Here is a 26,522-nt window from a genome sequence, read left to right on the forward strand (position 1 = left end):
CGAAAGCCCCGGCGGGTTTCCCGGCCGGGGCTTCTGCTTGCTTCTGTCAGAAGTGCATGCTGGTGGTGAGCAGCGCGGTACGGCCAGCCGCCTGGTTGGCGAAGTGGGCCGAATAGGCCTTGTCGTAGTAGACCTCGTCGGTGAGGTTCTGCACGTTCAGTTGCAGGTCAACGTTCTTCGTCAGCTTGTAGCTGGCCATGGCGTCGTAGCGCCAGTAGGACGGTACGTACAGCGTGTTGTTGGTATCGCCGAAGACGTCGTCCACATAGAAGGCACCGCCCCCGATGGTCAGGTCCGGCAGCACTTCATAGGTGGTCCACAGGCTGAAGCTGTTCTTTGGCGTGTTGGGCAGTTCGTTGCCCTTGGCCGGGTTGATGCTGCTGGTCACGACGCCGCTGCGGTTGCCCACCGCGCCCGGATCGACCACTTCGCTGTCGAGGTAGCTGTAACCGGCGAAGACCTGCCACTTGTCGGTGAGGTTGCCGCTGGCGGTCAGCTCGATACCGTCGACGCGGGTCTTGCCGGCGTTCTCATAGGTGTAGTTGCTGACCAGGACGCGGGTGTTGTCCTTCTCGGTGCGGAAGATCGCCGCGGTCAGCGACAGGCGCTGGTCCAGCAGGTCCCACTTGGTGCCCAACTCGTAGTTGGTGGTCTCTTCCGGCTCCAGGTCGCTGACGATGCTGGTCGGTGTGCCGACGGAAGTGTCCAGCGGGTTACCTTCCTGACCCTCGCCAAGCATGGTGCCAGGCGGTGTGGCGGAGGTGGCGTACGACGCGTAGACGCTGCCGTTTTCGGTGGGTTTCCAGACCAGGCCGATCTGTCCGTTGACGAACTCGCTGGTATCCGAGGTCTTGAAGGTGGTGGCGCCCTCGGCGGACTTGGTCTTGGAGTCGGTCTGGAAGTTGTCGTAGCGCAGGCCCAGGTTCAGCAGCCATTGCGGGTCCAGCTCGATGGTGTCGAAGGCGTAGAGGGCGCGGGTATCGCCGGTGGACTCGGTGCTGGCGTAGTTGCGCGCGATGCTGCCGGACCAGGGATCGTTCGGGCTCGGGTTGGCCAACGAGGTGCAGTTGTAGCCGCTGGGCGCGCCGATGGTTGCCGGGGAGCAGTTGGTGGTGGCGGCTGTGGTTGCCGGCGTGGTGTCGGTGTTCACCGTGTAAGAAGAACGATCGCCTTCTTCGCGAGTGAACTCGATGCCGGTGGAGAAGCTGTGCTTGAGACCGGACAGCTGGAACTCACCGAACAGATCGGTCTGGTTGGTGGTGGTGGTCGTGTTGCTCACACGGGTGTTGACGCGACGCCAGACGGTGCCATTGCGCACGTTGCCCTGACTGTCGTCCGGCTGGGTCAGGATGTAGTCCTGCATGCTGCTGCCGTGACGCAGGGTGTTCTTGATGGTCAGCGCGTCGTTGAAATCATGCTCGAAGCTGATGGTGGAGATGTCCGCGCGGGTCTTGCGGAAGTCGCGGTTGGTCAGGCCGTAGAAGTTGCTGCTGTCGCCGCCATCGACCGGCTTGTCCGGGTTGGCGGCAGTGTGAGTGGTGCCCACCGAGTAGCCATAGGGAAGACCTGCGTCCGGCAGGTCGTTGCTTTCCATATGGTAGAAATCGAGGTTCAGGCGGGTGTCGGTGCCCAGGCCGAATGCCAGGGACGGCGCCACGCCCCAACGGTCGTAGTTCACTTCGTCGCGACCCGCGACATTGCTCTCGTGGCTCATCAGGTTGAGGCGGAATGCGGCGCTGTCGAGGAACTGGCGGTTGATGTCGGCGGTGTATCGCTGGGTCTGGTCGGAACCCCAGGTGAAGCCACCGTTGGTGAAGTCGCCGAGACGCGCTTTCTTGGTCACCAGGTTGATGCTGCCGCCGGCCGAACCACGGCCGCCGAAGGAGGAGTTCGGGCCCTTGCTGACTTCGATGGACTCGATGTCGAAGATCTCGCGAGTCTGGGAGCCGGTGTCACGCACGCCGTCGAGGTAAGTGTCGCTCTGGGCGTCGAAACCACGAATGAACGGACGGTCGCCCTGGGGGTTGCCACCCTCGCCCGCGCCCATGGTGATGCCCGGCACGGTGCGCAGGGCATCCTGCAGGGAAACGGCGGCGGTGTCCTTGATGACTTGCTGCGGTACCACGGTCACCGAACGCGGCGTGTTCACCAGCGGCGCGGTGTACTTCTGGGAAGAGGCCCGCTCGACCTGATAGCGGGTGTCCGCGGACTTCTCACCCACCACCGAGGTGGCATCCAGGGAGACGACGCCGTCGCTCTCCTTCTTCGTCTCGGCCGCTTGCAATACGGGCGCGGCGGACATGGCGCCGATGGCTACGCCAATGGCGGACGCCAGCAGGCGTTGAGTCGAGATGGTGGGTTCCACAGCATGACGCGACATCGTTTTCCCTCCCCAGGGATTTCAGAGGCCGCGGAATTTATTTCAAATAATTAACAGCAACAATTGGTATGAATTCTCATTCGCGTCTTTTTTACAACATTTACAAAGTCACCGCCGAACGCGAAATCGCCCCCCAGCGCCTCGGTTTTACAGGCTGAATGAAAATAAATACTATTCGCCTCCCACTCAGATCACCCGGTATCCGCCATGCTCCTGCACATTCCCGGCATCTTCACGACAGAAGAGGCAACGCGCATCCGCGAGGCCCTGGAGCAGGCAGACTGGGCAGACGGCAAGGCCACAGCGGGGTACCAGTCAGCCAAGGCCAAGCAGAATGAGCAGCTGGCCGAAGGCGATCCGCTGGCGCGCGAAATCAGCAGCGCCATGCTGCAACGTCTGTGGAACCACCCCTTGTTCGTATCGGCGGTCCTGCCGAACAAGGTCTATCCGCCACTGTTCAATCGCTACCGGGGCGGCGGCACTTTCGGCTACCACATCGACAACGCCGTGCGACCGATCAAGGGCAGCCCCGAGCAAGTGCGCACCGATGTCTCCGCCACGCTGTTCTTCAGCGAGCCGGACACTTACGACGGCGGTGACCTGGTGATCCAGGACACCTACGGCGCGCACCGCGTGAAACTGGCCGCCGGCGACCTGGTGATCTACCCCGCCAACAGCCTGCACCAGGTGGAGCCTGTCACCCGTGGGGAGCGCATCGCCTCGTTCTTCTGGATTCAGAGCATGGTCCGCGAGGACAGCCAGCGGACCCTGCTGTTCGAGATGGACCAGGCCATCCAGAGCCTCGCTCGCGACGTGCCGGACCACCCCGCGCTGGTCCAGCTCACCGGCAACTACCACAACCTCCTGCGCCGCTGGGTCGAGGTCTAGGCATGAGCTTCACCCTGACCCGCACCGAAACCCTCAGCAGTGAAGAGCTTCGTGAACGGCTGGCCAGCGACCCGCGCCAGGCCGCCCGCACCATCCTGGGCGCCGCGCGGGATGGCATGACCGAAGCACAAACGCTGCTCGGCCAGATTCTCCTGGACGGCCAGGGCATCGAGCAGGACGCCGCGCTGGCGCGCACCTGGTTCCAGATCGCCGCCGAGCGCGGCGACGCCATGGCACGGAACATGCTCGGCCGCTGCCTGGAACAGGGCTGGGGTGGCTCGATCGACCTGCCGGGTGCCGTCACCCAATTCCGCACGGCTGCCGCAGCAGGACTCGACTGGGGGATGTACAACTACGCAGGTCTGCTGGCCACCGGACGTGGTGTCCAGCGCGACCAGCGCCAGGCACTGGCGCTCTACCTACGCGCGGCGCAACTGGGGCATGCCAAATCGATGAACCTGGTGGGGCGCTACTACGAGGAGGGCATCACCGTAGAGGCAGATCCCGAGGTCGCCTTCACCTGGTATCGCCGCTCCGCCGAGGCGGGCGACTTCCGTGGCCAATTCAGCCTCGCCGCGGTGTTGGCTGCGCAGGGCGAGGTGGATGAAGCCCTCCTCTGGCTGGGGCGCGCATTGGCAGGAGGCAATCTCAACTTCCTGCGTGCCAGTCGCGCCAGCCTGACGAAAGCGCCAGAACCCCGCATCCAGGCGCTGGCCCTGTCCTATTACCAGCGCGCTGCCGAACTGGGCGACGACAGCGACGGCGAGGCGCTACAGAACTATCTATCACAGGCCGATGGGGCGCCGAACGGAATGGCTTAGCCCTGCCAGGCCGGCAGACGAAGGTACATGCCCAGGCCGGGATCGAGGTTGCGCGCCCAAACCGCCCCACCCTGCAGGACGATCGCGCTGCGGGCGATGCTCAGGCCCAGGCCGAAACCGCCGTCTCCCGGACGCGCCTGGTTGAGCCGGGCGAAGGGTTCGAACATCAGTTCCAGCTGTTCTTCGGGTACACCAGGGCCTTCGTCGCGCAGGTTCAGGCACCAGAAATCGCCTTCGCGCTGGCCGGACAAGGTGATTCGGCCCATTTCCGGCGAATGGCGGATGGCATTGCGCAGCATGTTCTCCAGCGCCTTTGCCAGGTCATTGAGGTTGGCCCTGACGGTGCAATCCTCGTCCAGTTCGAAATGCAGGCGCTCCTTCGGCCAGCCCGTCTCGAAACTGGCATCTTCGGACAATACGTCCCATAGCGGACGCAGGTGCACCGCCTCTTGGGCGAATCGCGGTCGTTCCGAATCCAGCCAGGCCAGCTCCAGTGTGTTCTCCACCAGTTGCTGCATCACACCGACTTCCCGCTCCAGCCGCTGCCTAAGGCTGTCCAGGCTCTCCTCCCGCTCGCTGGCCGCTCGCAGCCGACTCAGTGGTGTACGCAACTCGTGGGACAAGTCGCTGAGCAGGCGCCGCTGATACGCCACCGTGCCTTGCAGACGTCCGGCCATGTGGTCGAATGCGCGCGCCAGCTCGCCCAACTCGTCGCGACGGTTGGCCAGCGGGGCCCCGAGGCGGGCGCTGAGGTCATCGGCACTGAGCGCGTTGGCCTGCTCGCGCAAGCGCGCCAACGGTGCGATCAGCAGACGGAAGAGAAAGACGCAGAGCGCCAGCGCGAGAATGACCGGCGCCACTCGGTAGGCGAGGAAATACAGCAGCGGCCGCGGTCCCCAGGGACTGAAACGTTGCGGCAATTGCATCACCAGTTGGCCGCCCCCGCCCTTGAAGGGAATGCTGAGGATTCGCGGCTGCGGCGTTTGCCGGCCCATGCCCCAGTGCAGCTGGCGCATGAAGCTCAGGTGCTCGCGCTGGTCAGCGGTCATCACACGGGTACCCAGGGGGAACAGGTGCGGGTCCAGCACCAGCACCCAGCCGCCCTCGGCAGCCTCCAGTTCGGCCTGCACGGCATCGACCGCGCTCGCTCCGCCCTGGCGCCAAGCCGACTCGGCACGATCCGCGTAACCGCTCAGGACGGTCTTCGCCTCATCCGAGAGATAGGAAGTCTGCTCGCCGATGTGCTGCCCCCAGGAAAGGGTCAGGGCGATCATCGCCAGGCAGAAGCCGGCCAGCAGGATCGCCAGCTTCCAGAACAGCGAGTTGCGCCCCGGCATCATTTTTCCCTGCTGGTCATCACGTAGCCCTTGCCCCAGATGGTTTCGAGGCGACTACCGGTGTAGCTCAGACGCTGCAGCTTGCGGCGAATGTGGCTGACGTGCATGTCCAGGCTGCGGTCATGCTGCGAGTAGGCCCGGTGCAGCACGTGCTGATAAAGGAAGGCCTTGCTCAGTGCCTCCTCCCTATGCCGCGAGAACGTCACCAGCAGGCGGTACTCGGTCGGTGTGAGTTCGGCCCATTGCCCCGCACAGGAAACATCCGCGCGGCCTTCGTCGAAATTCAGCTCCAGGCCCTCGCCCGGGGTCTCCGGTTCACCGCGTTCATAGGCCACCCGCCGCAGAACGGCCTCGATGCGCACTTCCATCTCCCCCATGCTGAACGGCTTGGGCAAGTAGTCGTCCGCGCCCTGGCTGAATCCGGCGATGCGGTCCTGCTCGGCGCCGAGGGCGGACATCAGGATCACCGGCACCTTGCGTTCTCGGCGCAGGTTGGCCAGCACCTCCAGGCCATTGCGGCCGGGCAGCAGGATGTCCATGAGGATCAGGTCGAAGTCTTCATTGCGCGCAAGTCCCAGGCCCTCCTCGCCATCCTGGCGGAGAGTGACGTCGAAGCCGCGGTCCTGCAGATGGTCGTGCAGATGGGCCGCCAGCAGCGGATCGTCCTCGATGGCAAGGATGCGAGCGGGGGTGCGAGGAGTGGCCAACATGGAATCACCTGCAAATGCTAACTATTGCCGAATGCGAATTCTGACAAAACTGCCGCAAGATTCCCATGCAATTGGTCGCTACACTGCGCGGAAAGCGCATGGGGAGAGGATGGGCGTGTACAAGGATCTGGGTATCAAGGGCCGCGTGCTCATGCTGACGCTGCTGCCCACCAGCCTGCTGGCACTGGTACTGGGCGGCTATTTCACCTGGGTGCAGCAGGCCGACATGCAGGCCCAGCTGCTGCAACGCGGTCAGATGATCGCCGAACACCTGGCGCCCCTCGCCGCTCCCGCCCTGATTCGCGGAGACGCCGTGCTGCTCGAGCGCATCGCCGACCACGCGCTGGACCAGGCCGACGTGCGCGCAGTGAGCTTCATCGGAGCCAACCACAAGCGCCTCGCCCATGCCGGACCGCGCATGCTCAACGAGAGCCCGGACGGCGAAGGCAACAACCTTTCTCTGACGAGCAACACCGAGGCCACGCGCTTCCTGCAACCGGTGTTCGAACGCCATCGGGTGCTTTCCGGCGACAAGACGCCACTGCCCAATGACAACCTGCTGGGTTGGGTCGAACTGGAAATGTCCCACCAGGGCACCTTGCTGCGCGGCTATCGCAGCCTGCTGGCCAGCCTGCTGCTGATCACCACGGGCCTCGGCGTCACCGCCCTGCTGGCCCTGCGCATGAGCCGAGCGATCAACGACCCCCTGAGGCGCATCAAGCAAGGGGTGGCGCTGCTCAAGGAGGGTCGCCTGGAAACCCGCCTGCCCCCGCTGGGCAGCCATGAACTGGACGAACTGGCCTCGGGCATCAACCGCATGGCCGAGGCCCTGCAGACCGCCCAGGAAGAACTGCAGCACAACATCGACCAGGCCACCGAGGACGTCCGCCAGAACCTCGAGACAATCGAAATCCAGAACATCGAGCTGGACCTGGCGCGCAAGGAAGCCCTGGAGGCCAGCCGCATCAAGTCCGAGTTCCTCGCCAACATGAGCCACGAGATCCGTACCCCGCTCAATGGCATCCTCGGCTTCACCAACCTGCTGAAGAAAAGCGACCTCACCTCGCGCCAGCAGGACTACCTGGCCACCATCGAGAAATCCGCCGACAGCCTGCTGGGCATCATCAACGAGGTACTCGACTTCTCGAAGATCGAGGCCGGCAAGCTGGTCCTCGAAAACATCCCCTTCAACCTGCGCGACCTGATCCAGGACACGCTCACCATCCTCGCCCCGGCCGCCCACGAGAAGCACCTGGAACTGGTCAGCCTGGTCTACCGCGATACCCCGCTGCAGCTGATGGGCGATCCGATGCGCCTCAAGCAGGTGCTGACCAACCTGGTGAGCAATGCCATCAAGTTCACCCGCGAAGGCAGCATTGCCGTGCGCGCCATGCTCGAAGACGACAGCGACGACGAACTGGCGCAATTGCGCATCAGCGTGCAGGACACGGGTATCGGCCTCACCGACGCCGACTTGCGCGCCCTCTTCCAGGCCTTCACCCAGGCTGACAACTCCCTCTCGCGCCAGGCAGGCGGCACTGGCCTCGGTCTGGTCATCTCCAAGCGTCTGATCGAGCAGATGGGCGGCGAAATCGGCGTCAGCAGTACGCCGGGGGTCGGTTCGGAGTTCTGGATCACCCTCAGCCTGCCCAAGTCGCTGGACGAGATGGACAGCGGCGTACAAGCCCATCTGGAAGGGCGTCGCGTGGCCGTCCTGGAACCGCAGGAACTGACGCGCCAGTCGCTGCATCACCAACTGGAAGATTGCGGCCTGGAAGTGCTGGACTATCCGAGCATCGGCACTCTGGTGGACGACGTCGCCGCGCGCCGCCTGAGCAAGCGGCCGATCGGCCTCGCCGTGATCGGCGCCGATGTGCAGGCGCTTTCGCCGGAGCAACTCAGCCAGCGGGTGTGGGACCTCGAGCAACTCGGCTGCAAGAGCCTGGTGCTCTGCCCCACCACCGAACAGGCGCTCTACCACCGCGCCCTGCCCGAAGCCCATAGCCAGTTGCAGGCCAAGCCCACCTGCACACTCAAGCTGCAACAGGCCCTGAGCGGCCTGGTCATCCCCCGCCAAACGCGCGTCGAGCCACCGCAACCGAACAACAGCCGTGCGCCGCGCCTGCTCTGCGTCGACGACAATCCCGCCAACCTGCTGCTGGTGCAGACCCTGCTGACGGACATGGGCGCCGAGGTGCGCGCGGTCGACAGCGGTTTCGACGCCATCGAAGCCGTGCAACGTGAGCGCTTCGACCTGATCCTCATGGATGTACAGATGCCCGGCATGGACGGCACCCAGGCCACCGAAGCGATCCGCCGCTGGGAAAGCGACCAGCGCATCGACCCGGTGCCCATCGTCGCCCTCACTGCCCATGCCCTGGCCAACGAAAAGCGCGCGCTGCTCCAGGGCGGCATGGACGACTACCTGACCAAGCCCATTGGCGAACGCCAACTCGCCCAGGTCGTGCTCAAGTGGACCGGTCTCAGCCTCGGTAGCCAGCCCGTCCAGCGCCCAGGTCGCGAAGGGCGGGTCCATGATGGCCTGGACGTGCTGGACCCGGAGGAAGGACTGCGCCTGGCCGCCGGCAAGGCGGACCTGGCCGCGGACATGCTGTCCATGTTGCTGGCCTCACTCGACGCCGACCGCGAAGCCATCCAGCTTGCCGCTCGCAGCGGCGACCGCACCACTTTGCTGGAACGCGTCCACCGTCTGCACGGCGCCACCCGCTACTGTGGCGTGCCGCAACTGCGCGCCGCCTGCCAGCGCAGCGAAACCCTGCTCAAACAGAACGATCCCAGCGCCCCGCAAGCGCTGGAGGAACTGGACGCAGCCATCACGCGCCTGGCCGAGGTGGCGCGAATGGAGGCCTGACCCACAGCAACGTGCAGTGGCCAGACGCCAGCTATGCTGCTGGGCAACCAAGGAGATCCCATGCGCACCATTCTGTTCAGCAGCCAGGCCTATGACCGTGAGAGTTTTCTCGGCGCCAGTCCCAACTTCGAGCTGCACTTCCAGCAGACGCGGCTGACCCTCGACACCACGGCGCTGGCCTATGGCTTCGACGTGGTCTGCGCCTTCATCAACGACGACTTGTCCGCCCCCGTGCTGGAGCGCCTGGCCAGCGGCGGCACGCGGCTGATCGCCCTGCGCTCGGCCGGCTACAACCATGTGGACCTGGCCGCCGCCAAGCGCCTTGGCCTGACCGTAGTGCGAGTGCCGGCCTACTCACCGCACGCGGTGGCCGAGCACGCCGTTGCGCTGATCCTCGCGCTCAATCGCCGCCTGCACCGTGCCTACAACCGCACCCGAGAAGGCGACTTCACCCTCCACGGCCTGACCGGTTTCGACCTGGTCGGCAAGACCGTCGGCGTGGTCGGCACCGGCCAGATCGGCGTCACTTTCGCGCGCATCATGGCCGGCTTCGGCTGCGGCCTGCTGGCCTTCGATCCGCAACGCAATCCCAGTGTCGAAGCGATGGGGGCGGTCTATGTCGAACTGCCGGAATTGCTGGCCGAGAGCGACATCATCAGCCTGCATTGCCCGCTCAACGACGCTACCCGGCATCTGGTCAACGCCCACAGTCTGGAGCAGATGAAACCCGGCGCCATGCTGATCAATACCGGACGCGGCGCCCTGGTGGATACGCCGGCACTGATCGACGCGCTGAAATCCGGCCAGCTCGGCTACCTGGGTCTGGATGTCTATGAAGAAGAAGCCAACCTGTTCTTCGAGGACCGTTCCGACCTGCCCTTGCAGGACGACGTGCTGGCGCGGCTGCTCACCTTCCCCAACGTGATCATCACCGCCCACCAGGCCTTCCTTACCCGCGAAGCCCTGTCCGCCATCGCCCGCACCACCCTGGACAACATCCTCGCCTGGGCCGCCGGACGACCGTGCAATCAGGTGGACGCCTAGGCCGTGTTAGCATGCGCGGCGCTTCCGGAGGACCTATGGCCGAACACGATTTCCGTTACAACCTGCTCAACCCCGCCCACACCCTGAACGAATGCCGCGCCCTCTCCCCGGGCCTCTACCAGGTCACGGGTACCGGCGGCTCGATCAAGAGCGGCGACACCCTGCTGGTGACCCTCAAGGGCAGCCGCGACCTCAGCATGCGCCTGACCGTGGACAAGGTCCGCCATCTGATCAACCCGCCCGGCCAATGGCTGGCGGTGGCCAAGGGCCCGGTCTTCAAGGAACTCTCGATCCACAATTGGCAAGTGGACTGCGACGCCTGCGGCGCGCACCTGGACTTCGAGTTCGCCGTCGACGGCGGCCTCGGCAAGCAGGCCCAGGCGCCCGCGGCCGAAGCACGTATCGCGGAGCTGGGCTGGCGTGGCCAGGCTGGCAAGCATTACTGCCCGAACTGCCGTCAGGAGGACACTCAATGACCCGAAAGGCCCTGCTGCTGACTGCGGTGGCCGTAGCCCTCACCGGTTGCGCCACCGACCGTCCGCAACTGGAAACCGGCACGACCTATCAGGTGGAGTGGATCGGCGAACGCCCGCTGATCGACCGCAGCCACCTGACCATCACGCTGGGCGACGACAACCGCGCCTACGGCAACGCCGGCTGCAACCACTGGTTCGCGTCCTACACCCTGGAAGGCGACAAACTCACCTTCGGCACCCCCGGCAGTACCCGCAAGATGTGCGCCCCGGCGCTGATGGAGCAGGAACAGCGCTTCCTCGACTCCCTGGGCAAGGTGCAACGCTGGGACATCTCCCCCATCGACCAACTGCGCCTATGGCCCGCCGAGGGCAAGCCGATCCGGCTTTGGCCGGTGGAAGGCTGAGCTTCGCCGCGTCGATCCCTCTCTTGTAGGGGCGAATTCATTCGCCAAGGGCAGCAACGCTGCCCCTCTCGGCGTCGAAGGGCAGACCTTCGGCCTGCTTGGCGAATGAATTCGCCCCCACAGGTAAAAGCAGGTCGTGCCTTAAAAGAGATTCAGCTGCTCGACCGCGCCACGCAGATCCTGCAGCCTCACCCCCACCCCGATCAGGCGCACCGGCTTGTCGCCACGGGCAAATGCCGTGCTGAGCAGTTGCCGATAGCTGTCCAGGTCTCGACGGGCGCCCGACTGTTCCAGGGTGGTCTGGGTGAAATCGTGGAATTTCAGCTTCACGAAGGGCTTATCCGGCTTGTAGCTGGCATCCAGCCGCGCCATGCGCCCCCGCAGTTCGTCCAGCAGGGCGGGTAGCTGTTCCAGGCAGGCGTCCAGATTCGGCAGGTCCTGGTCGTAGGTGTTTTCCACGCTGATGGACTGTCGGCGGCTGTCCACTTGTACGATGCGCTCGTCCTGCCCACGAGCCAGGTTGTAGAGGCGCTCGCCGAAGCTGCCGAATTCCCGCGCCAGCGCCAGCTTGTTCCAGTCGCGCAGGTCCGCGCAGGTACGAATACCCAGGCGCGCGAGCTTCTCCGCCGTCACCTTGCCCACCCCATGCAGCTTGCTCACCGGCAGCGCAGCGACGAACTCGTCCACCTGGTCCGGCGTGACCACGAACAGGCCATCCGGCTTGCGCCAGTCACTGGCGATCTTGGCGATGAACTTGTTGGGGGCGACACCGGCGGACACCGTGATATGCAGTTCCGCCGCCACTCGCCGGCGAATTTCCTGGGCGATGCGCGTGGCGCTGCCATTGAAATGCAGGCTGTCGGAGACATCCAGGTAAGCCTCGTCCAGGGACAGCGGCTCGATGATCTCCGTGTAGTCGCGGAAAATCTGGTGGATCTGCCGCGACACTGATTTATAGACATCCATGCGTGGCCTGACGATGTTCAGGTCCGGGCACAGCTTGACCGCCGTGCGCATCGGCATGGCCGAGCGTATCCCGTAGGCTCGGGCGTCGTAATTGCAGGTGGCCACGACCCCGCGCTTGTCCGGAGAGCCGCCCACGGCCAGTGGTCGACCCGCCAGTGCAGGGTCATCGCGCATTTCGATCGCGGCATAAAAGCAGTCGCAGTCGATGTGGATGATCTTTCGTTGCGGCATGGCGGGTTGGTGACGCGCAGAGGGTTCAGGTAACCGGCGATGATACAGCAGCCGGCACTCCCTCCGGCCGCTCTAGCGCAGTAGTGAGCCAGCCTTCTTGATCACCACGATTTGCTAAATATTTGAGGGAAAAAGAATTTTTCTGAGAAATCGTTTGACAGCCATCCGCAGAACTGTAGAATTGCCGCCGCGGGATGGAGCAGTCTGGTAGCTCGTCGGGCTCATAACCCGAAGGTCGTTGGTTCAAATCCAGCTCCCGCAACCAACATTAGAAAAAGGCCACTCTTCGGAGTGGCCTTTTTCGTTTGGGTTCGAATTAAGTATTTGATTTAAAAAGCAGAAATCGTTTGACAGCCCCCCGCCAATCTGTAGAATTGCCGGCGCGGGATGGAGCAGTCTGGTAGCTCGTCGGGCTCATAACCCGAAGGTCGTTGGTTCAAATCCAGCTCCCGCAACCAACATTAGAAAAAGGCCACTCTTCGGAGTGGCCTTTTTCGTTTCCGCCTCCCCTTCCGTCCGTCCAGGCTGTTCGTCAGCCGCCCGACCGGACAAGACCCGACCTCTATACTTCAAGCGCACCCATCCACCAGATGGAGGTTGGCCATGGCCGACTACTGCGCCTCCAGCGAGGAAGTCGAATACCTCAACCGCGCCCTGCGCACGCTGAGCGGCTGCAATCGCGCCCTGTTGCGTGCCGAGGACCCGTGCTTCCTGTTCAAGGAAATCTGCCGGGTGGTCGTGGAGGAAGGTGGCTACCGCATGGCCTGGGTCGGCCGCGCCGAACATGATGAAGCGCAAACGGTAACGCCCCTGGCCCATGTCGGACTCGACCGCGCCTATATCGATTCGCTGAACATCACCTGGTCCGACAGCGAACGCGGACACGGCACCACCGGCACCGCCATTCGCACCGGCAAACCGAACATCACACGCGATATCCTCACCGACCCCAGGCTCAGCCCATGGCGGGAAAGCGCGGTCACCCACGGCATCGCCTCGATCCTCTCCCTGCCCCTGCGGGTGGACGGCCAGATCTTCGGCGCCCTGGCCATCTGCGCCAAGGAGCCCGACGCCTTTGGCGAACGCGAACTGGAACTGCTCAGCGAAGCCGCCGATGACATGGCTTTCGGCCTTCAGGCCCTACGTAGCAAGGCCCGCCGCCGTCAGGCCGAACTCCAGGTGGAATCCCTCAATCGTGCCCTGGCCACTCGCGTAGCGGTCAACCATGCGGTGATCCACGCCACCAGCGAAATCCCGCTGCTGGCAGACATATGCCGGGTCCTGGTGGACGAATGCGGCTACTGCCAGGCCTGGGTCGATTACCGCCAGGACGATACGGCGCATCCTTATAAGGTGATGGCCTGCCACGCGGCCAATGGCATCTGCCAGGGCTGGGGCGCCGGCAGTCATGACCGGAACTTCCACGGCGAACTGGAGCAGGCGCTGCTCGCCGGTAACCCGCTGGTGATGCGCGACCTGCTCGGCGATTCCGCCGCCGCCCTACATGAAGAAGCCGTCGAACTGGGGTTCTCTGGTGCCCTGGCACTTCCCCTGCAAGTTGAAGGAAACCTCATCGGCATGCTGGTGATCATGGCCACCAGTGCCGACGCCTTCGATGAAAAGGAAGTGGAATTGCTGCTGGCCATGGCCAACGACCTGGGTTTCGGCATCGCCACGTTGCGCACCCGGTCTCGCGCCCTGGAAGCCGAAGCGACCATTCGCAGGATGGCCTATGAAGATGCGTTGACCGGCCTGCCCAACCGGGTACGCCTGCACGAGCTACTGGACAACGCCATCGCCACCGCCCGCCAGGAACGTCGCCCATTCGGCCTGCTGCATCTGGAAATCGCCCGCAACCAGGAGATCAATGAAACCCTCGGCTACCGCGAAGGAGACCGCCTTCAGATCGAAATCGCCTCCCGCCTGAAGCAGGTGGTGGGGGCGGAACGTACCGTAGCCAGGATGGGAGAGTGCGAATTCGCCGTGCTCATGCCCAACAGCGGCGCCGAGCACGCCTCGCAACTGGCCAAGCAGATTCTCACCGCGCTGTACGACCCGGTGGAGCTTTCCGGGCTCTATCTGGAAGCCCGCGCCAGCATCGGCATTGCGCTCTATCCCGGCCACGGCACGGCACCGGAAGCGTTGATCCGCCGCTCCGGCAGCGCCATGGAACAGGCCAAGCGCTCCAATGCGGGTTTCGCGGTGTTCCAGGGTGGACTCGACCAGGAATGCGCCCAGCACCTGACCCTGATGGGTGACCTGCGCCGCGCCATCGACCGCAACGAACTGCTGCTCTACTACCAACCCAAAGTGGATATCGCCAGCAACCGTGTTTGCGGCACCGAGGCCCTGGTGCGCTGGCGCCATCCGCAGCATGGCATGTTGCCCCCGGACGAGTTCGTCCGCCTGGCGGAGAACACCGGGCTGATCACCCCGCTGACCCTCTGGGTGCTGGATACCGCTCTGGGCCAGCGTTACGCCTGGCATGAGGAGGGTGACGAACGCCCCATCTCGGTCAATCTCTCCGCCCACGACCTGCGCGACCCGCGCCTGCTGGAGCGTATCCAGGGCTCTTTCGCCACTTGGGGCGCCAAACCCCATTGGATCGAGTTCGAGCTGACCGAAAGCGCACTGATGGAAGACCCGGTTGCCTCGATGCAAACCCTCAGCGCGCTCAAGGAACTGGACGCCCACCTGACCATCGACGATTTCGGCACCGGCTACTCATCCCTGGCCTATCTACAACGTCTGCCGGTGGATTCGCTGAAAATCGACCAGTCCTTCGTGAGCGCCATGACCAGCAACGACGGCTCGGCGAAGATCGTTCGCTCGATCATCGAACTGGCCCATAACCTGGACCTGACGGTGGTCGCCGAAGGGGTCGAAGACCAGTTGACCCTCACTCAGCTCGGCCAATACGGCTGCGATATCGCCCAGGGCTACAAGATCAGCCAGCCGATCCCCGCCGACCAGTTCCGCGATTGGGAGACCCGCTCGGTCTGGCATTGACCGGCGGGCCCGGCCGCGACAAATTGCCGCTCGCCTCCTGCTGCCCCCGACTCCCTGCGACAGCCGCTCCCCTGCACTCGCCTAGACTTGGCGCTAACCCGGCCGTTCCCCGTGCTTCCGCATGGCCGTGCCGGCGAAGAAAAAAGTTCTGCCCGGCACTTGGAACTTGCCGTCGTCGCCCACACACAGTGGCGCACATTGCCTAGAGGTGCTTGATGCGCGCCAACACTCCGCCAGCGGAAAACCCGGTCAACGGCCAACTCAACGAAGAACCCGCCCCGCTACGCTGGCTGGACGGCCTCACGGCTTATCGGCAGTGGATCGTCGTTGCATTCACCTTGCTGGTCTTCGTCCTCGGCCTGCTGGCCTGCTGGCACCTGCTGCGAGAACTCGACCCCAATGCATTGCGCGCCGCCATCCATGACGTCCCCGGCAGCAGCCTGCTCCTGGCCCTGGGCGCCACAGCGGTCAGCTTCATCGCCTACGTTGGCTACGAGTGGTCCGGCTGCCGGTTCGCCGGTGTGCACCTGCCCTTGTCGCGCATGGCCCTTGGGAGTTTCTGCGCGTCGGGAGTCGGCAATGCCGTCGGCCTGTCCATGCTCACCGGCGGTTCGGTGCGCTTCCGCCTCTACGGACGCAATGAACTGGGCGCCGGTGACATCGCCCGCATCACGCTGTTCGCCAGCCTGGCCCTGGGTTCGGCGCTGCCGCCGCTGGCCGCCCTGGCTGCACTGAGCGCCCCGGCAGCCGCCTCCATTGCCCTGGGCCTACCGGAAAGTCTGGTGATCATCCTTGCACTGGGCGTATTGCTGGCCGGTGGTGGGCTCGTCTTCTGGATTTCGCGTCAGCGTGCAGCCGAGCCGCCAGTGCCCGGCTGCATCGATCTGCCCCTGGGCAACCGCAGTGTGCGACTGCCGGGCCTGCGCCTGTCGGCACTGCAACTGCTGATCACCGTGGTGGACGTCTGCGCCGCGGCCTGCGTGCTCTATGTCCTGCTGCCGGAAGCACCGCCCCTCGGCGCCTTCCTGCTGGTCTACATGCTGGCCCTGGCCGCCGGCGTGCTCAGCCATGTACCCGGCGGCGTCGGCGTATTCGAGGCCGTATTGCTGGCGGCCTTCGCCGGCCAGTTGGGGGCCGCGCCACTGGCGGCCGCACTGCTCCTCTACCGCCTGATCTACGTCGGCCTGCCACTGGTGCTGGCCTGCCTGTTGCTGCTCGCCAACGAAGCCCAGCGCCTGTTCCCCGCCGGCCGCCAGGCCCTGCGTGCCGCCTCCGGCCTTGCTGCACCGGTGCTGTCGCTGCTGGTGTTCCTCAGCGGCGTCGTACTCCTGTTCTCCGGCGTCACTCCGGCTGCGGATGTCCGCCTGGAGCACCTGAGCTTTCTCATTCCCCATCGTCTGATCGATGCCTCGCACCTGGTCGCCAGCCTGGTCGGCGTGCTCTGCCTGTTGCTGGCCCACGGCCTGCGTCATCGCCTGTCGGCGGCCTGGGCGCTGACCGTGGTGCTGCTGCTCACGGGTGCCGGAATGTCCTTGCTCAAGGGCTTCGACTGGGAAGAGGCGAGCCTGCTGACCATGACGGCCGTGCTGCTGGCCATCTTCCGTGCTGCCTTCTACCGCCCCAGCCGCCTGTTGGAGATGCCCTTCTCGCCGCTCAACCTGGCGGCCAGTGCCTGCGTCCTGCTGGCGGCGATCTGGGTGATGTTCTTCGCCTTCCAGGACGTGCCCTACAGCCATGAGCTCTGGTGGCAGTTCGAGGTGGACGGCGATGCGCCCCGCGCACTGCGCGCCTCCCTGGCCAGCGGCGTCCTGCTCGCCGGTATCGCGTTGGCCTGGCTGCTACGTCCGGTGCCGCCGACCATCCACGAGCCGACTGACGACGAACTTCAGCGCGCCTCCGCGGTAATCCGCGCCTCCGATCAGCCCGATGGCGGCCTGGTGCTGACCGGCGACAAGGCATTGCTGTTCCATGCGCAGGGCGACGCGTTCCTCATGTATGCCCGGCGTGGCCGCAGCCTGGTCGCCCTGTTCGACCCCATTGGCCCGGCCTATCGACGCGCCGAACTGATCTGGCAGTTCCGCGATCTATGCGACCACCACCATGCGCGACCGGTGTTCTACCAGGTCCGTGCGGAAAACCTGCCCTATTACATGGACATTGGCCTGTCGGCGCTGAAGCTGGGCGAGGAAGCCCGCGTCGACCTGACCCGCTTCGATCTGGATGCCAAAAACAAGGCAATGAAGGATTTGCGCTATACCCTGAGCCGTGGCCAGCGCGACGGTCTAAGCCTGCAGATCTACGAAGCCGGCACTGCGCCGCTGGAGCAACTGCAGGCCATTTCCGAAGCCTGGATGCAGGGCAAGCAGGCACGGGAGAAAGGCTTCTCCCTCGGCCGCTTCGACCCGGACTACCTGAGCCACTTCCGCATTGCCACCATCCAGTTCGAGGGCAAGCCGGTGGCCTTCGCGAACCTCCTGGAAACCGAAGGCAACGTCCTTTCCAGCATCGACCTGATGCGCGTCCATCCCCACGCGCCAAAGCTGACCATGGAGTTCCTCATGCTCAGCCTGCTGCTGCACTACAAGGAGCGCGGCCATGCCCGCTTCAGCCTGGGCATGGTGCCGCTGGCCGGCCTTCAGCCGCGTCGGGGCGCGCCCCTGACCCAGCGCCTCGGTGCGCTGATTTTCCGCCGTGGCGAGCAGTTCTACAACTTCCAGGGTCTGCGCCGCTTCAAGGAAAAGTTCCAGCCCGACTGGGAGCCGCGCTACATGGCCGTGCCCGCCGGCCTCGACCCGCTGGTGGCGCTGGCCGATACCGCAGCCCTGATCGCGGGCGGCTTCACCGGACTGGTAAAACGCTGAGGTGCTCATGCTCAAACGCAACTGGCGTCGCCTGCTGCTGATCCTGGCCCTCACCCTGGTCGGCGCAGCCCTGCTGATCTGGAGCCGCCCGGCGCCCCAGGCCCGGCTGGATCACCCGAAATCGCCGGATGGCAGCGCCATGACCCTGGCGAGTCCGGCTGGCGCCGTGCAGCACCGCGTGCTGTTGCTGGCCAGCGGCGACCAACGCCTGGCAGACGCCGACCTGCTGGCGCTGGCCCGCAGCGGCAATGCACGCCTGCTGCAGCTGGACCTGCCGGAAAAGGACTGCGCGGCACAGCAGCAACGCCTGCAGTTGGCCCGTGACACCCTCGGCGGCGAGCCTGGACTGGTAGCCGGCATCGGCCCGGGCGCGTCCTTTGCGTGGCGCTGGCTGGCCAGCCAGGGCGACGACAACGCCCGGGCCCTGTCCATCGACTTCAGCTTGAACACCCCGGACTGCCCCGCTGCCCTGCCGCAACGGGCTCCCCACGGCCACTGGATAGCGGCGTGGAACGACAACCCGGACGACCCCAGCGCCGCATTCACGCGCAACCAGGCCAACGCCGAAACCCTGATCAGCGACTACGACACCAGCATCGTGCAACTGCTCCAGCAACGCCTCGCCAGCCTGCTGCAGGGCCAGGGCGAGCCTCTGCCGGTGGTGGAAGTGCCGGCGGCCAAACCTGGCGAAACCGTCACCCTGTTTTATTCCGGTGACGGCGGCTGGCGTGACCTGGACCGCGCCGTGGCGGACGAGATGGCCAAGCGTGAGCATTCAGTGGTCGGCATCGACGCGCTGCGCTACTTCTGGCAGCACAAGAGTCCGGAACAGGGTGCTGCCGATCTCAGTCGGCTAATGAAGCAGTACCGTGAAAAGTGGGGCGCCAAGCGCTTCGTGCTGGCCGGCTACTCCTTTGGTGCCGATGTGCTGCCCGCGTTCTACAACCGACTGCCCAAGGCCGACCAGGACCAGGTGGACGCGATCCTGCTGCTGGCCCTCGCGCGTAGCGGCAGCTTCGAGATCGAAGTGCAGGGCTGGCTTGGCAAGGCCGGCGAGGAAGCCGCCACTGGCCCTGAACTGGCCAGACTGCCGTCCACCAAGGTGCTGTGCGTGTTCGGCAAGGAAGAAGCCAACGAAAGCGGCTGCACCCAACCGGGGGCCGTCGGGGAAAACCTGGAGCTGCCGGGGGGCCACCATTACGACGAGAACTACCCGGCATTGGCAGAGAAACTGCTGGCAGCAGTGGAGAAACGGCAGGGATCGCTGGCAAGGGATTGATCCAAGTTCAGATTCGCTTAAGACAAAGCGGCTATCCTCTCCGGCCGTTTCGCAAAACGAGAAAGAGGAACCGTGATGAGTCTCAAGAACGCACCTGCCCGCTACGGGAGTCTGTCCATCGCCCTGCACTGGCTCATGCTGGTCCTGATTGCCGCCGTGTATGCCTGCATCGAGCTGAAGGGCAACTTCCCCAAAGGCAGCGAAACCCGCGAACTGCTCAAGCACTGGCATTTCATGCTCGGCCTGGCCGTGTTCTTCCTGGTTGGGCTGCGCCTGATCGGGCGGATGATCTCGCCAACCCCGGCCATCCAACCCGCGCCGGCAAGCTGGCAGAACGCCCTTGCCAAACTCATGCACCTGGCGCTCTACGCCCTAATGATCGGCGCGCCCCTGGCCGGCTGGCTGATCCTCAGCGCCGCCGGCAAGCCCATCCCCTTCTTCGGCATGGAACTGCCCGCGCTGATCGGCCCGAACAAGGAACTGGCCGGCCAGATCAAGGAACTCCACGAGCTGGCCGGCACTGCGGGTTACTGGCTCATTGGCCTGCATGCGGTGGCCGCGCTGTTCCACCACTACGTGAGCCGGGACAACACCCTGGTGCGGATGCTGCCAGGACGCAACTGACCCCTCGTGACATCGGACGCGTTGGGCTTCGCTCTTGTAGGTTGGGCTGAGCGAAGCGAAGCCCAACGTAGAGTGCCGACATATGCCTCGTGGGGCGTTGCAGACCTGTAGCGCCCCCTCAAATCTCCACCTGCGTTCCCAGCTCGATCACCCGGTTCAGCGGCAGGTTGAAGTACTTCAGGTTGCTGTTGGCGTTCTTCAGCAGGAAGGCGAACAAGGCCTCCCGCCAACGCGCCATGCCGATGCGTTTGGTGGGAATCACCGTCTCGCGGCTGAGGAAGTAAGTGGTGCTCATCGGGCTGAAATCCAGTTCATTGAGGTGGCAGAGCTTGAGCGCCGCCGGGACGTCCGGCTCCTCGATGAAACCGAAGTGCAGGATCACCCGGAAGAAGCCATCGCCGTAGGCATCCACTTCGAAACGCCGATCCGGTGCCACCCGTGGCGTGTCCTCGCTGATGACCGTCAGCAACACCACCTGCTCATGCAGTACCTGGTTATGCAGCAGGTTGTGCAACAGCGCGTGGGGCACGGCGTCCGTCCGCGCGGTAAGGAACACAGCAGTGCCCTGCACCCGATGCGGCGGCTGCGAACGGATGCTGGCGATGAACAGCGGCAATGGCAGCGCGGATTCGTCCAGGCGCTCGACCACGATCTGCTTGCCACGCTTCCAGGTGGTCATCAGGACGAACAGCGCGGTACCGGCGATAACCGGGAATGCGCCACCCTGGACGATCTTTGGCACGTTGGCGGCGAAGAACAGGCTGTCGACGAAGAGAAAGCCCAGCAGCACCGGAACCGCCAGCCACCAGGGCGTTTTCCACAGCAGCAGCATTACGACCGACACCAGCAACGTCGTGATAAACATGGTGCCCGTCACCGCCACGCCGTAGGCCGAGGCCAGCGCCCCGGACGATTCGAAGCCCAGCACCAGCAACACCACGCCTACCATCAACGACCAATTCACCGCGCCGATGTAGATCTGCCCCTGCTCCTGTTGCGATGTGTGCTGCACGAACATGCGTGGGATGTAGCCCAGTTGCATGGCCTGGTGAGTCAGGGAGAAAGCGCCGGAAATCACCGCCTGGGACGCGATCACGGTCGCCAGGGTGGACAGCAGGACCATGGGCAGCAGCGTCCAGCCCGGCGCCAGCAGATAGAAGGGGTTACGCGCAGCAGACGCATCGCCCAAGATCGCCGCGCCCTGACCGAAGTAGTTCAGCACCAGCCCCGGCAGCACCAGGAAGAACCAGGCTCGGGCGATGGGCTTGCGGCCGAAATGTCCCATGTCGGCGTACAGGGCCTCGGCACCAGTCAGCGCCAGCACCACCGCCCCGAGGATGGCCACGCCTACGTGCGGGTGAGTCATGAAGAAGTGCACGCACCAGTAAGGGTTGAGCGCCTTCAATACCTCCGGCTGCTGAACGATGCCGTAGATCCCCAATGCGCCAAGCACGCTGAACCAGAGCACCATGATCGGCCCGAAGAAAATCCCGATTCGCGCTGTGCCGTGTTTCTGGATCAGGAACAGCCCCACCAGCACGATCAACGACAGTGGCACCACCCAGTGGCTGATGCCGTCGAATGCCAGATCGAGACCTTCGATAGCCGAAAGCACCGAGATTGCCGGGGTGATCATGCTGTCACCGTAGAACAGCGCCGTGCCGAACAGGCCGAGCAGCACCACCGTCAGCTTCAGCCTGGGGTAGGACTTGACGGCGCGCTGGGCCAGTGCGGTCAACGCCATGGCGCCGCCTTCCCCATCGTTATCGGCGCGCAATACGAACAGCATGTACTTGATCGAGACCACCCAGATCAGCGACCAGAAGATCAGCGAAAGAACCCCCAGGACCCCGTCATGGTTGACCTGGACCCCGTACTGTTCGGAAAACACTTCCTTGAGGGTGTACAGCGGGCTGGTGCCGATATCGCCGTAGACCACTCCGGCTGCGGCAACCAGCATGCCGAGGCCAGAAGCCGTATGTCCGGCATGCTGCTCGGCAGGTTGCGTGATGCTTTCGCTCATCTAAACCTTCCTGTTGATGACTATTGCCGCGCATCATTTGAGAAGCCTTCCCGGCAATGAGAAGCATCCCACTCATCCCTCACCCGCTTCCTACAGGCTAGCCGTGAAATGACAACAGATGAGGGTGGAAATGGCTGACGCCTGCCGCTAGAATTGCGCACTTTTTGATCAGAGGCGCCCTACCGAGCGCCCATCGAGGTTAGCCGCAATGTCCACCGCTACTCCCAAAGTCGGATTCGTCAGCCTGGGTTGCCCGAAGGCCACTGTCGACTCCGAACGCATCCTCACCCAGCTGCGCATGGAAGGTTACGAGATCGTGCCGACCTACCAGGATGCCGACGTAGTCGTGGTCAACACCTGCGGTTTTATCGACAGCGCCAAGGCTGAATCCCTGGACGCCATCGGCGAGGCCATCGCCGAGAACGGCAAGGTGATCGTCACCGGTTGCATGGGCGTGTCCGAAGACTCCATTCGTGACGTGCACCCCAGCGTCCTGGCCGTGACCGGTCCGCAGCAGTACGAGCAAGTGGTCAGTGCCGTGCACGAAGTGGTCCCGCCGAAGGCTGACCACGACCCCTTCGTCGACCTGGTACCGCCGCAGGGCATCAAGCTGACCCCGCGCCACTACGCCTACCTGAAGATTTCCGAAGGCTGCAACCACAGCTGCAGCTTCTGCATCATCCCCTCCATGCGCGGCAAGCTGGTCAGCCGCCCGGTAGGCGATGTGCTGTCCGAGGCCGAGCGCCTGGTCAAGGCTGGCGTAAAGGAACTGCTGGTGATCTCCCAGGACACCAGCGCCTACGGCGTCGACCTCAAGTACAAACTGGACTTTTGGAACGGTCAGCCGGTGAAAACCCGCATGCTGGAGCTCTGCGAAGCCCTGTCCGCCATGGGCGTGTGGGTCCGCCTGCACTACGTCTATCCGTACCCCAACGTGGATGACGTGATCCCGCTGATGGCCGAGGGCAAGCTGCTGCCGTATCTGGACATCCCCTTCCAGCACGCCAGTCCGAAAGTGCTCAAGTCCATGAAGCGTCCTGCCTTCGAGGACAAGACCCTGGCGCGCATCAAGAAATGGCGCGAGATCTGCCCGGACCTGACCATCCGTTCCACCTTCATCGTCGGCTTCCCCGGCGAGACCGAAGAAGACTTCCAGTACCTGCTGGACTGGCTGACCGAAGCCCAGCTCGACCGCGTCGGCTGCTTCCAGTACTCGCCGGTAGAGGGTGCCCCGGCGAACGACCTGGGCCTGGAGCTCGTGCCGGACGATGTGAAACAGGACCGCTGGGAGCGTTTCATGGCGCACCAGCAGGCCATCTCCACCGCTCGCCTGCAGCTGAAGATCGGCCGCGAAATGGACGTGCTGATCGATGAAGTCGACGACGAAGGCGCCGTGGCCCGTTCCTGGGCGGACGCGCCGGAGATCGATGGTAGCGTGTTCATCGAGTCCACCAGCGTGAAGCCGGGCGACAAGGTGCGCGTGCGCATCGTCGACGCCGACGAGTACGACATGTGGGCCGAGCTGGTCTGATGTGATCCCATATGAAAGAGCCCCGCTTATGCGGGGCTTTTTCTTTTGGGCAAACTCATGCGCCCGCTAAGTCGTAGGATGTGGTGGAGCGCAGCGATACCCATCACAACAGAGCCCCACCATGCTCAAGGTCTTCTACGACGGCGCCTGCCCGCGCTGTATTGCCGACCGTCGCTGGTACGAATCCCTCCCCCGCGCCGCCGCGAACGTGGAATGGATCGACATCACCGGCCGCGACGGAGAACTGCGCGCCCTCGGCATCGATCCGTACCGCGCCCTCACCGAACTCCATGTTCAGGATGAAACCGGCCGTATTCACCGCGAGCTGGATGCCTACATTCTTCTGCTCGCCCGTGTTCCGAGGCTGGCGCCGCTGGCCTGGCTGATCGGCCTGCCACTCATCAAACCGCTCCTGTCACTGGCCTACCGCCGCTGGGTACTGCGCCGCCTGCGCCGGGACGGCAGGCTCTAGGGGCAAGGTCTAGACTCGCTTCATCCATGGACCACGCGGAACCAGAACAATGACTACCGAGAACCGCCAGGTAACCCTCTATCACTGCCCCTATACCCGATCCACAGGGGCGTTGACCCTGCTGGAAGAACTGGGCGTGGAGTACAACCTCCACGTGATGAACATGAAGCTCGGCGAGCAGCGCAAGCCCGAGTTCCTCGCCATCAACCCCATGGGCAAAGTGCCTACCCTTACCCACGGCGATGCGGTGGTCACCGAGCAGGTGTCGGTCTACCTCTACCTTGCCGATCTCTACCCCGAAGCCAAACTGGCACCGCCGCTGGGCGATCCCCTGCGCGGACCTTACCTGCGCTGGATGGTGTTCTACGGGTCCTGTTTCGAACCGGCCGTGGTGGATCGCGTGCAGAAGCGCGAGCCGATTCCGGAATCGCGTTCGCCCTATGGCGATTTCGACAGTGTCATGAAGACCTTGCTCGGCCAGTTCAAGGAAGGTCCCTGGCTGCTTGGCGAACGGTTCACTGCCGCTGACGTGCTCTGGGGCAGCGCGCTGAACTGGACGACCCAGTTCGGACTGATTCCGGAAGTCCCGGCGATCAAGGACTACATCGCGCGCTTCATCGAACGCCCGGCCTACAAGCGCGCCCTGGCCAAGGATGCCGAGCTGGCGGCTTCCCAGGCGGCTCCGGCGTGACAATGCCGCTGCATTCCGCACCTCGATAATGCCCCCGCCCCGGCTATGCCGGGGCTAGGGTATGGGCCTTTCCCGGCTTACTCGCGAGGTTCGCAATGCACGCTTATTTCAGTCTTCAGGGCCGCACAGCCCTGGTCACCGGTGGTACCCGTGGCATCGGTCGAATGATCGCCCAGGGCTTTCTCGAAGCCGGGGCCCGCGTATTCATTTGCGCCCGCGACGCAGAAGCCTGTCGTGAAACTGCCGCCGAACTCTCCGTCTTCGGCCAATGCGAAGGCCTGGCTGCGGACCTATCCAGTGAAGACGGCGCCAGGAACCTGGCCGAAGCGCTGGCGCAACGGACGGAACAACTGGACATCCTGGTGAACAACGCCGGTACCACCTGGGGCGCGCCCCTGGAAAGTTATCCGGCGAAAGGCTGGGAGAAGGTCATGCAGCTCAACGTCACCTCGGTATTCAGCTGCATCCAGCAGTTGCTGCCGTTGCTGCGCAAGGCCGGCAGTGAGGCGAGCCCGGCACGGGTGATCAATATCGGGTCGGTGGCGGGCATTACTTCCCATGGCGAGGACGCCTACGCCTACGGCCCGAGCAAGGCCGCGCTGCATCAGCTGTCGCGGATGCTGGCCCGGGAACTGGTGGCCGAACACATCAACGTCAACGTGATTGCCCCCGGCCGTTTCCCCAGCAAGATGACCCGCTTCATCGCCAACGACCCGGAAGCCATGGCACGCGATACCGCGCTGATCCCGATGAAGCGCTGGGGACGGGGTGAAGAGATGGCCGCACTGGCCATCAGCCTGGCCAGCACTGCAGGGGCCTACATGACCGGCGCCATCATTCCCATCGACGGTGGTTTCCACCTGTAGCCGGTCTATTGCGCGGCGCCCGGCGCGGCGCTAGGGTAGCCGCGCACTTCACCGGAATGACCCCATGCGCCTCACCCTCCTCTCCCTGCTGCTGACCCTGGCCATCCCGAGCTTCGCCGCGCCGGTCCCGTTCTTCATCTGGCAAAGCAAGCTGGACGGCGCGCTGACGTGCGCCCAGACCAGCCCGGGCGAGGGTTGGCTGCGCCTGGGTGGCGCATTCCGCGATGCCGGCTGCCGCGTTCCCTATTGATATGCAGCACGTCATCTCGCCGGTCGGCTACGTCCGCTCCTGCTTCAAGGAGAAATTCGCCATCCCGCGCCAGCCGCATCTGGCTCCAGCCGCCCGCGGCGTACTGGAACTGGTGCCGCCCTTCGACACAGGCGAGGCCGTGGCCGGCCTGGAGCAGGTCAGCCATGTCTGGCTGCTGTTTCTCTTCCACCAGGCGCTGGAGGACAAACCGCGCCTGAAGGTGCGTCCGCCACGCCTGGGCGGCAACCAGTCCATCGGCGTGTTCGCCAGCCGCTCCACTCACCGTCCCAACGGTATCGGTCAGTCGGTGGTAAAGCTGGAAAAGGTGGAGGCCGGCCGACTCTGGCTATCCGGCATCGACCTGCTGGACGGCACACCGGTGATCGACATCAAACCCTATGTGCCCTACGCCGATCGCCAGGATGAGGCGCTGAATGCCATTGCCGATGCTGCGCCAGATCTGATTCCCGTGGACTGGGAACCAAGTGCCCTGCTCCAGGCCCATGAGCATGGCCAGCGCTTGGGCGAGCCCCTGGCCGAACTGGTCGAACAGTGCCTCGCGCAAGACCCGCGCCCGGCCTATCAGAAGCCCGAGCCCGAGCGCCGCTATGGTGCGCGGTTGTGGGACGTGGATGTGCGCTGGCACTACCCCGAACCGGGGCGGATTCGGGTGCTGGAGATTGCACGGGGCTGAGTTTTCCGGGGCAGCACCAACCGTCGCAGCTGTCGCATCGCCGAACGTGTAGGAGCGAGCTTGCTCGCGAACAGCCCGGGCGGGATCTTTTCG

21 protein-coding genes and 2 tRNA genes are annotated in these 26,522 nt (G+C 64.4%); 18 read left to right on the forward strand and 5 right to left on the reverse strand.

Annotated features, from left to right (window positions below):
• Positions 1-46 precede the first annotated feature (46 nt).
• Positions 47-2,380 (reverse strand): TonB-dependent receptor, encoded by a 2,334-nt coding sequence (locus DM872_RS15020; RefSeq protein ID WP_179060238.1) that lies wholly within the window; start codon positions 2,378-2,380, stop codon positions 47-49.
• Positions 2,381-2,587: 207 nt separating this feature from the next.
• Here DM872_RS15020 and DM872_RS15025 point away from each other — a divergent pair, with 207 nt between their 5' ends.
• Positions 2,588-3,268: a Fe2+-dependent dioxygenase gene (locus tag DM872_RS15025; protein WP_179060239.1), complete on the forward strand. Its 681-nt coding sequence runs from the start codon at positions 2,588-2,590 to the stop codon at positions 3,266-3,268.
• A gap of 2 nt (positions 3,269-3,270) precedes the next feature.
• Positions 3,271-4,089 (forward strand): tetratricopeptide repeat protein, encoded by an 819-nt coding sequence (locus DM872_RS15030; protein ID WP_179060240.1) that lies wholly within the window; start codon positions 3,271-3,273, stop codon positions 4,087-4,089.
• Here DM872_RS15030 and DM872_RS15035 read toward each other — a convergent pair.
• Positions 4,086-5,426: a sensor histidine kinase gene (locus tag DM872_RS15035; RefSeq protein ID WP_179060241.1), complete on the reverse strand. Its 1,341-nt coding sequence runs from the start codon at positions 5,424-5,426 to the stop codon at positions 4,086-4,088. The two genes, DM872_RS15030 and DM872_RS15035, sit on opposite strands and share 4 nt — an antisense overlap.
• Positions 5,426-6,136 carry a response regulator transcription factor gene (locus DM872_RS15040; protein WP_179060242.1) on the reverse strand — a complete coding sequence of 237 codons (711 nt, stop codon included), beginning with the start codon at positions 6,134-6,136 and terminating at the stop codon, positions 5,426-5,428. Before DM872_RS15040 ends, DM872_RS15035 begins: the two co-directional genes overlap by 1 nt.
• 115 nt (positions 6,137-6,251) lie before the next feature.
• On the opposite strand from DM872_RS15040, the gene DM872_RS15045 reads away from it, so the two are divergent.
• The 4 genes from DM872_RS15045 to DM872_RS15060 are packed head-to-tail and all read left to right on the forward strand — an operon-like array spanning position 6,252 to position 10,932.
• On the forward strand, positions 6,252-9,008 hold the full coding sequence (locus tag DM872_RS15045) for an ATP-binding protein (RefSeq protein WP_179060243.1): 2,757 nt from the start codon (positions 6,252-6,254) through the stop codon (positions 9,006-9,008).
• A gap of 60 nt (positions 9,009-9,068) precedes the next feature.
• On the forward strand, positions 9,069-10,052 hold the full coding sequence (locus DM872_RS15050) for a 2-hydroxyacid dehydrogenase (RefSeq protein WP_179060244.1): 984 nt from the start codon (positions 9,069-9,071) through the stop codon (positions 10,050-10,052).
• A 35-nt stretch (positions 10,053-10,087) separates the two neighbouring features.
• Positions 10,088-10,528 carry a hypothetical protein gene (locus DM872_RS15055; RefSeq protein WP_179060245.1) on the forward strand — a complete coding sequence of 147 codons (441 nt, stop codon included), beginning with the start codon at positions 10,088-10,090 and terminating at the stop codon, positions 10,526-10,528.
• Positions 10,525-10,932 (forward strand): META domain-containing protein, encoded by a 408-nt coding sequence (locus DM872_RS15060; RefSeq protein ID WP_077527729.1) that lies wholly within the window; start codon positions 10,525-10,527, stop codon positions 10,930-10,932. The genes DM872_RS15055 and DM872_RS15060 overlap by 4 nt, the downstream gene beginning before the upstream one ends.
• A 141-nt stretch (positions 10,933-11,073) precedes the next feature.
• On the opposite strand, the gene dinB is transcribed toward DM872_RS15060, so the two are convergent.
• The gene (dinB, locus tag DM872_RS15065; protein ID WP_179060246.1) at positions 11,074-12,129 is read right to left on the reverse strand and encodes a DNA polymerase IV; all 1,056 of its coding nucleotides are present in this window, start codon (positions 12,127-12,129) and stop codon (positions 11,074-11,076) included.
• A gap of 188 nt (positions 12,130-12,317) precedes the next feature.
• Here dinB and DM872_RS15070 point away from each other — a divergent pair.
• The 6 genes from DM872_RS15070 to DM872_RS15095 all read left to right on the forward strand — a co-directional run bounded on the left by DM872_RS15070 (position 12,318) and on the right by DM872_RS15095 (position 19,902).
• Positions 12,318-12,394 (forward strand) — tRNA-Met (locus tag DM872_RS15070).
• Between the two features lie 116 nt (positions 12,395-12,510).
• Positions 12,511-12,587: transfer RNA gene (locus DM872_RS15075), tRNA-Met, on the forward strand.
• A 145-nt stretch (positions 12,588-12,732) separates the two neighbouring features.
• Positions 12,733-15,138, forward strand: coding sequence for a bifunctional diguanylate cyclase/phosphodiesterase (locus DM872_RS15080; RefSeq protein WP_179060247.1), 2,406 nt, complete (start codon positions 12,733-12,735; stop codon positions 15,136-15,138).
• A 215-nt stretch (positions 15,139-15,353) separates the two neighbouring features.
• On the forward strand, positions 15,354-17,999 hold the full coding sequence (gene mprF, locus DM872_RS15085; protein ID WP_179060248.1) for a bifunctional lysylphosphatidylglycerol flippase/synthetase MprF: 2,646 nt from the start codon (positions 15,354-15,356) through the stop codon (positions 17,997-17,999).
• 1 nt (position 18,000) lies between these two features.
• Positions 18,001-19,278: a virulence factor family protein gene (locus tag DM872_RS15090; protein ID WP_444860450.1), complete on the forward strand. Its 1,278-nt coding sequence runs from the start codon at positions 18,001-18,003 to the stop codon at positions 19,276-19,278.
• A gap of 75 nt (positions 19,279-19,353) precedes the next feature.
• Complete coding sequence (locus DM872_RS15095; RefSeq protein WP_179060250.1) at positions 19,354-19,902, forward strand: cytochrome b; 549 nt, start codon at positions 19,354-19,356, stop codon at positions 19,900-19,902.
• 118 nt (positions 19,903-20,020) lie between these two features.
• On the opposite strand, the gene DM872_RS15100 is transcribed toward DM872_RS15095, so the two are convergent.
• Positions 20,021-21,925: a potassium transporter Kup gene (locus tag DM872_RS15100; protein ID WP_179060251.1), complete on the reverse strand. Its 1,905-nt coding sequence runs from the start codon at positions 21,923-21,925 to the stop codon at positions 20,021-20,023.
• A 208-nt stretch (positions 21,926-22,133) separates the two neighbouring features.
• On the opposite strand from DM872_RS15100, the gene rimO reads away from it, so the two are divergent.
• The 6 genes from rimO to tsaA all read left to right on the forward strand — a co-directional run bounded on the left by rimO (position 22,134) and on the right by tsaA (position 26,429).
• Positions 22,134-23,456 carry a 30S ribosomal protein S12 methylthiotransferase RimO gene (rimO, locus tag DM872_RS15105; protein ID WP_179060252.1) on the forward strand — a complete coding sequence of 441 codons (1,323 nt, stop codon included), beginning with the start codon at positions 22,134-22,136 and terminating at the stop codon, positions 23,454-23,456.
• Positions 23,457-23,577: 121 nt separating this feature from the next.
• A complete protein-coding gene (locus DM872_RS15110; RefSeq protein ID WP_179060253.1) occupies positions 23,578-23,928 on the forward strand; it encodes a thiol-disulfide oxidoreductase DCC family protein in 351 nt (116 codons plus the stop codon).
• Between the two features lie 49 nt (positions 23,929-23,977).
• Positions 23,978-24,619 (forward strand): glutathione S-transferase family protein, encoded by a 642-nt coding sequence (locus tag DM872_RS15115; protein WP_077527719.1) that lies wholly within the window; start codon positions 23,978-23,980, stop codon positions 24,617-24,619.
• Positions 24,620-24,714: 95 nt separating this feature from the next.
• Positions 24,715-25,485 carry an SDR family oxidoreductase gene (locus tag DM872_RS15120; RefSeq protein WP_179060254.1) on the forward strand — a complete coding sequence of 257 codons (771 nt, stop codon included), beginning with the start codon at positions 24,715-24,717 and terminating at the stop codon, positions 25,483-25,485.
• A 64-nt stretch (positions 25,486-25,549) separates the two neighbouring features.
• Entirely contained in the window at positions 25,550-25,735 is a 186-nt protein-coding gene (locus tag DM872_RS15125) for a hypothetical protein (RefSeq protein WP_179060255.1), read from the forward strand.
• A 1-nt stretch (position 25,736) separates the two neighbouring features.
• Positions 25,737-26,429, forward strand: coding sequence for a tRNA (N6-threonylcarbamoyladenosine(37)-N6)-methyltransferase TrmO (gene tsaA, locus DM872_RS15130; RefSeq protein WP_179060256.1), 693 nt, complete (start codon positions 25,737-25,739; stop codon positions 26,427-26,429).
• Positions 26,430-26,522 lie beyond the last annotated feature (93 nt).

It is taken from the genome of Pseudomonas taiwanensis, from assembly GCF_013393345.1.
GTDB lineage: Bacteria > Pseudomonadota > Gammaproteobacteria > Pseudomonadales > Pseudomonadaceae > Metapseudomonas > Metapseudomonas resinovorans_C.

Bases quoted from the DNA above. Each gene is read 5' to 3' on its own strand.
- DM872_RS15120 (WP_179060254.1), top strand. From the start codon at position 24,715: ATGCACGCTTATTTCAGTCTTCAGGGCCGCACAGCCCTGGTCACCGGT.
- DM872_RS15035 (WP_179060241.1), bottom strand. From the start codon at position 5,426: ATGCCGGGGCGCAACTCGCTGTTCTGGAAGCTGGCGATCCTGCTGGCC.
- DM872_RS15115 (WP_077527719.1), top strand. From the start codon at position 23,978: ATGACTACCGAGAACCGCCAGGTAACCCTCTATCACTGCCCCTATACC.
- DM872_RS15030 (WP_179060240.1), top strand. From the start codon at position 3,271: ATGAGCTTCACCCTGACCCGCACCGAAACCCTCAGCAGTGAAGAGCTT.
- DM872_RS15080 (WP_179060247.1), top strand. From the start codon at position 12,733: ATGGCCGACTACTGCGCCTCCAGCGAGGAAGTCGAATACCTCAACCGC.
- DM872_RS15060 (WP_077527729.1), top strand. From the start codon at position 10,525: ATGACCCGAAAGGCCCTGCTGCTGACTGCGGTGGCCGTAGCCCTCACC.
- DM872_RS15110 (WP_179060253.1), top strand. From the start codon at position 23,578: ATGCTCAAGGTCTTCTACGACGGCGCCTGCCCGCGCTGTATTGCCGAC.
- DM872_RS15125 (WP_179060255.1), top strand. From the start codon at position 25,550: ATGCGCCTCACCCTCCTCTCCCTGCTGCTGACCCTGGCCATCCCGAGC.
- DM872_RS15050 (WP_179060244.1), top strand. From the start codon at position 9,069: ATGCGCACCATTCTGTTCAGCAGCCAGGCCTATGACCGTGAGAGTTTT.
- DM872_RS15095 (WP_179060250.1), top strand. From the start codon at position 19,354: ATGAGTCTCAAGAACGCACCTGCCCGCTACGGGAGTCTGTCCATCGCC.
- dinB (WP_179060246.1), bottom strand. From the start codon at position 12,129: ATGCCGCAACGAAAGATCATCCACATCGACTGCGACTGCTTTTATGCC.
- DM872_RS15020 (WP_179060238.1), bottom strand. From the start codon at position 2,380: ATGTCGCGTCATGCTGTGGAACCCACCATCTCGACTCAACGCCTGCTG.
- DM872_RS15040 (WP_179060242.1), bottom strand. From the start codon at position 6,136: ATGTTGGCCACTCCTCGCACCCCCGCTCGCATCCTTGCCATCGAGGAC.
- tsaA (WP_179060256.1), top strand. From the start codon at position 25,737: ATGCAGCACGTCATCTCGCCGGTCGGCTACGTCCGCTCCTGCTTCAAG.
- DM872_RS15100 (WP_179060251.1), bottom strand. From the start codon at position 21,925: ATGAGCGAAAGCATCACGCAACCTGCCGAGCAGCATGCCGGACATACG.
- rimO (WP_179060252.1), top strand. From the start codon at position 22,134: ATGTCCACCGCTACTCCCAAAGTCGGATTCGTCAGCCTGGGTTGCCCG.
- DM872_RS15025 (WP_179060239.1), top strand. From the start codon at position 2,588: ATGCTCCTGCACATTCCCGGCATCTTCACGACAGAAGAGGCAACGCGC.
- mprF (WP_179060248.1), top strand. From the start codon at position 15,354: ATGCGCGCCAACACTCCGCCAGCGGAAAACCCGGTCAACGGCCAACTC.
- DM872_RS15055 (WP_179060245.1), top strand. From the start codon at position 10,088: ATGGCCGAACACGATTTCCGTTACAACCTGCTCAACCCCGCCCACACC.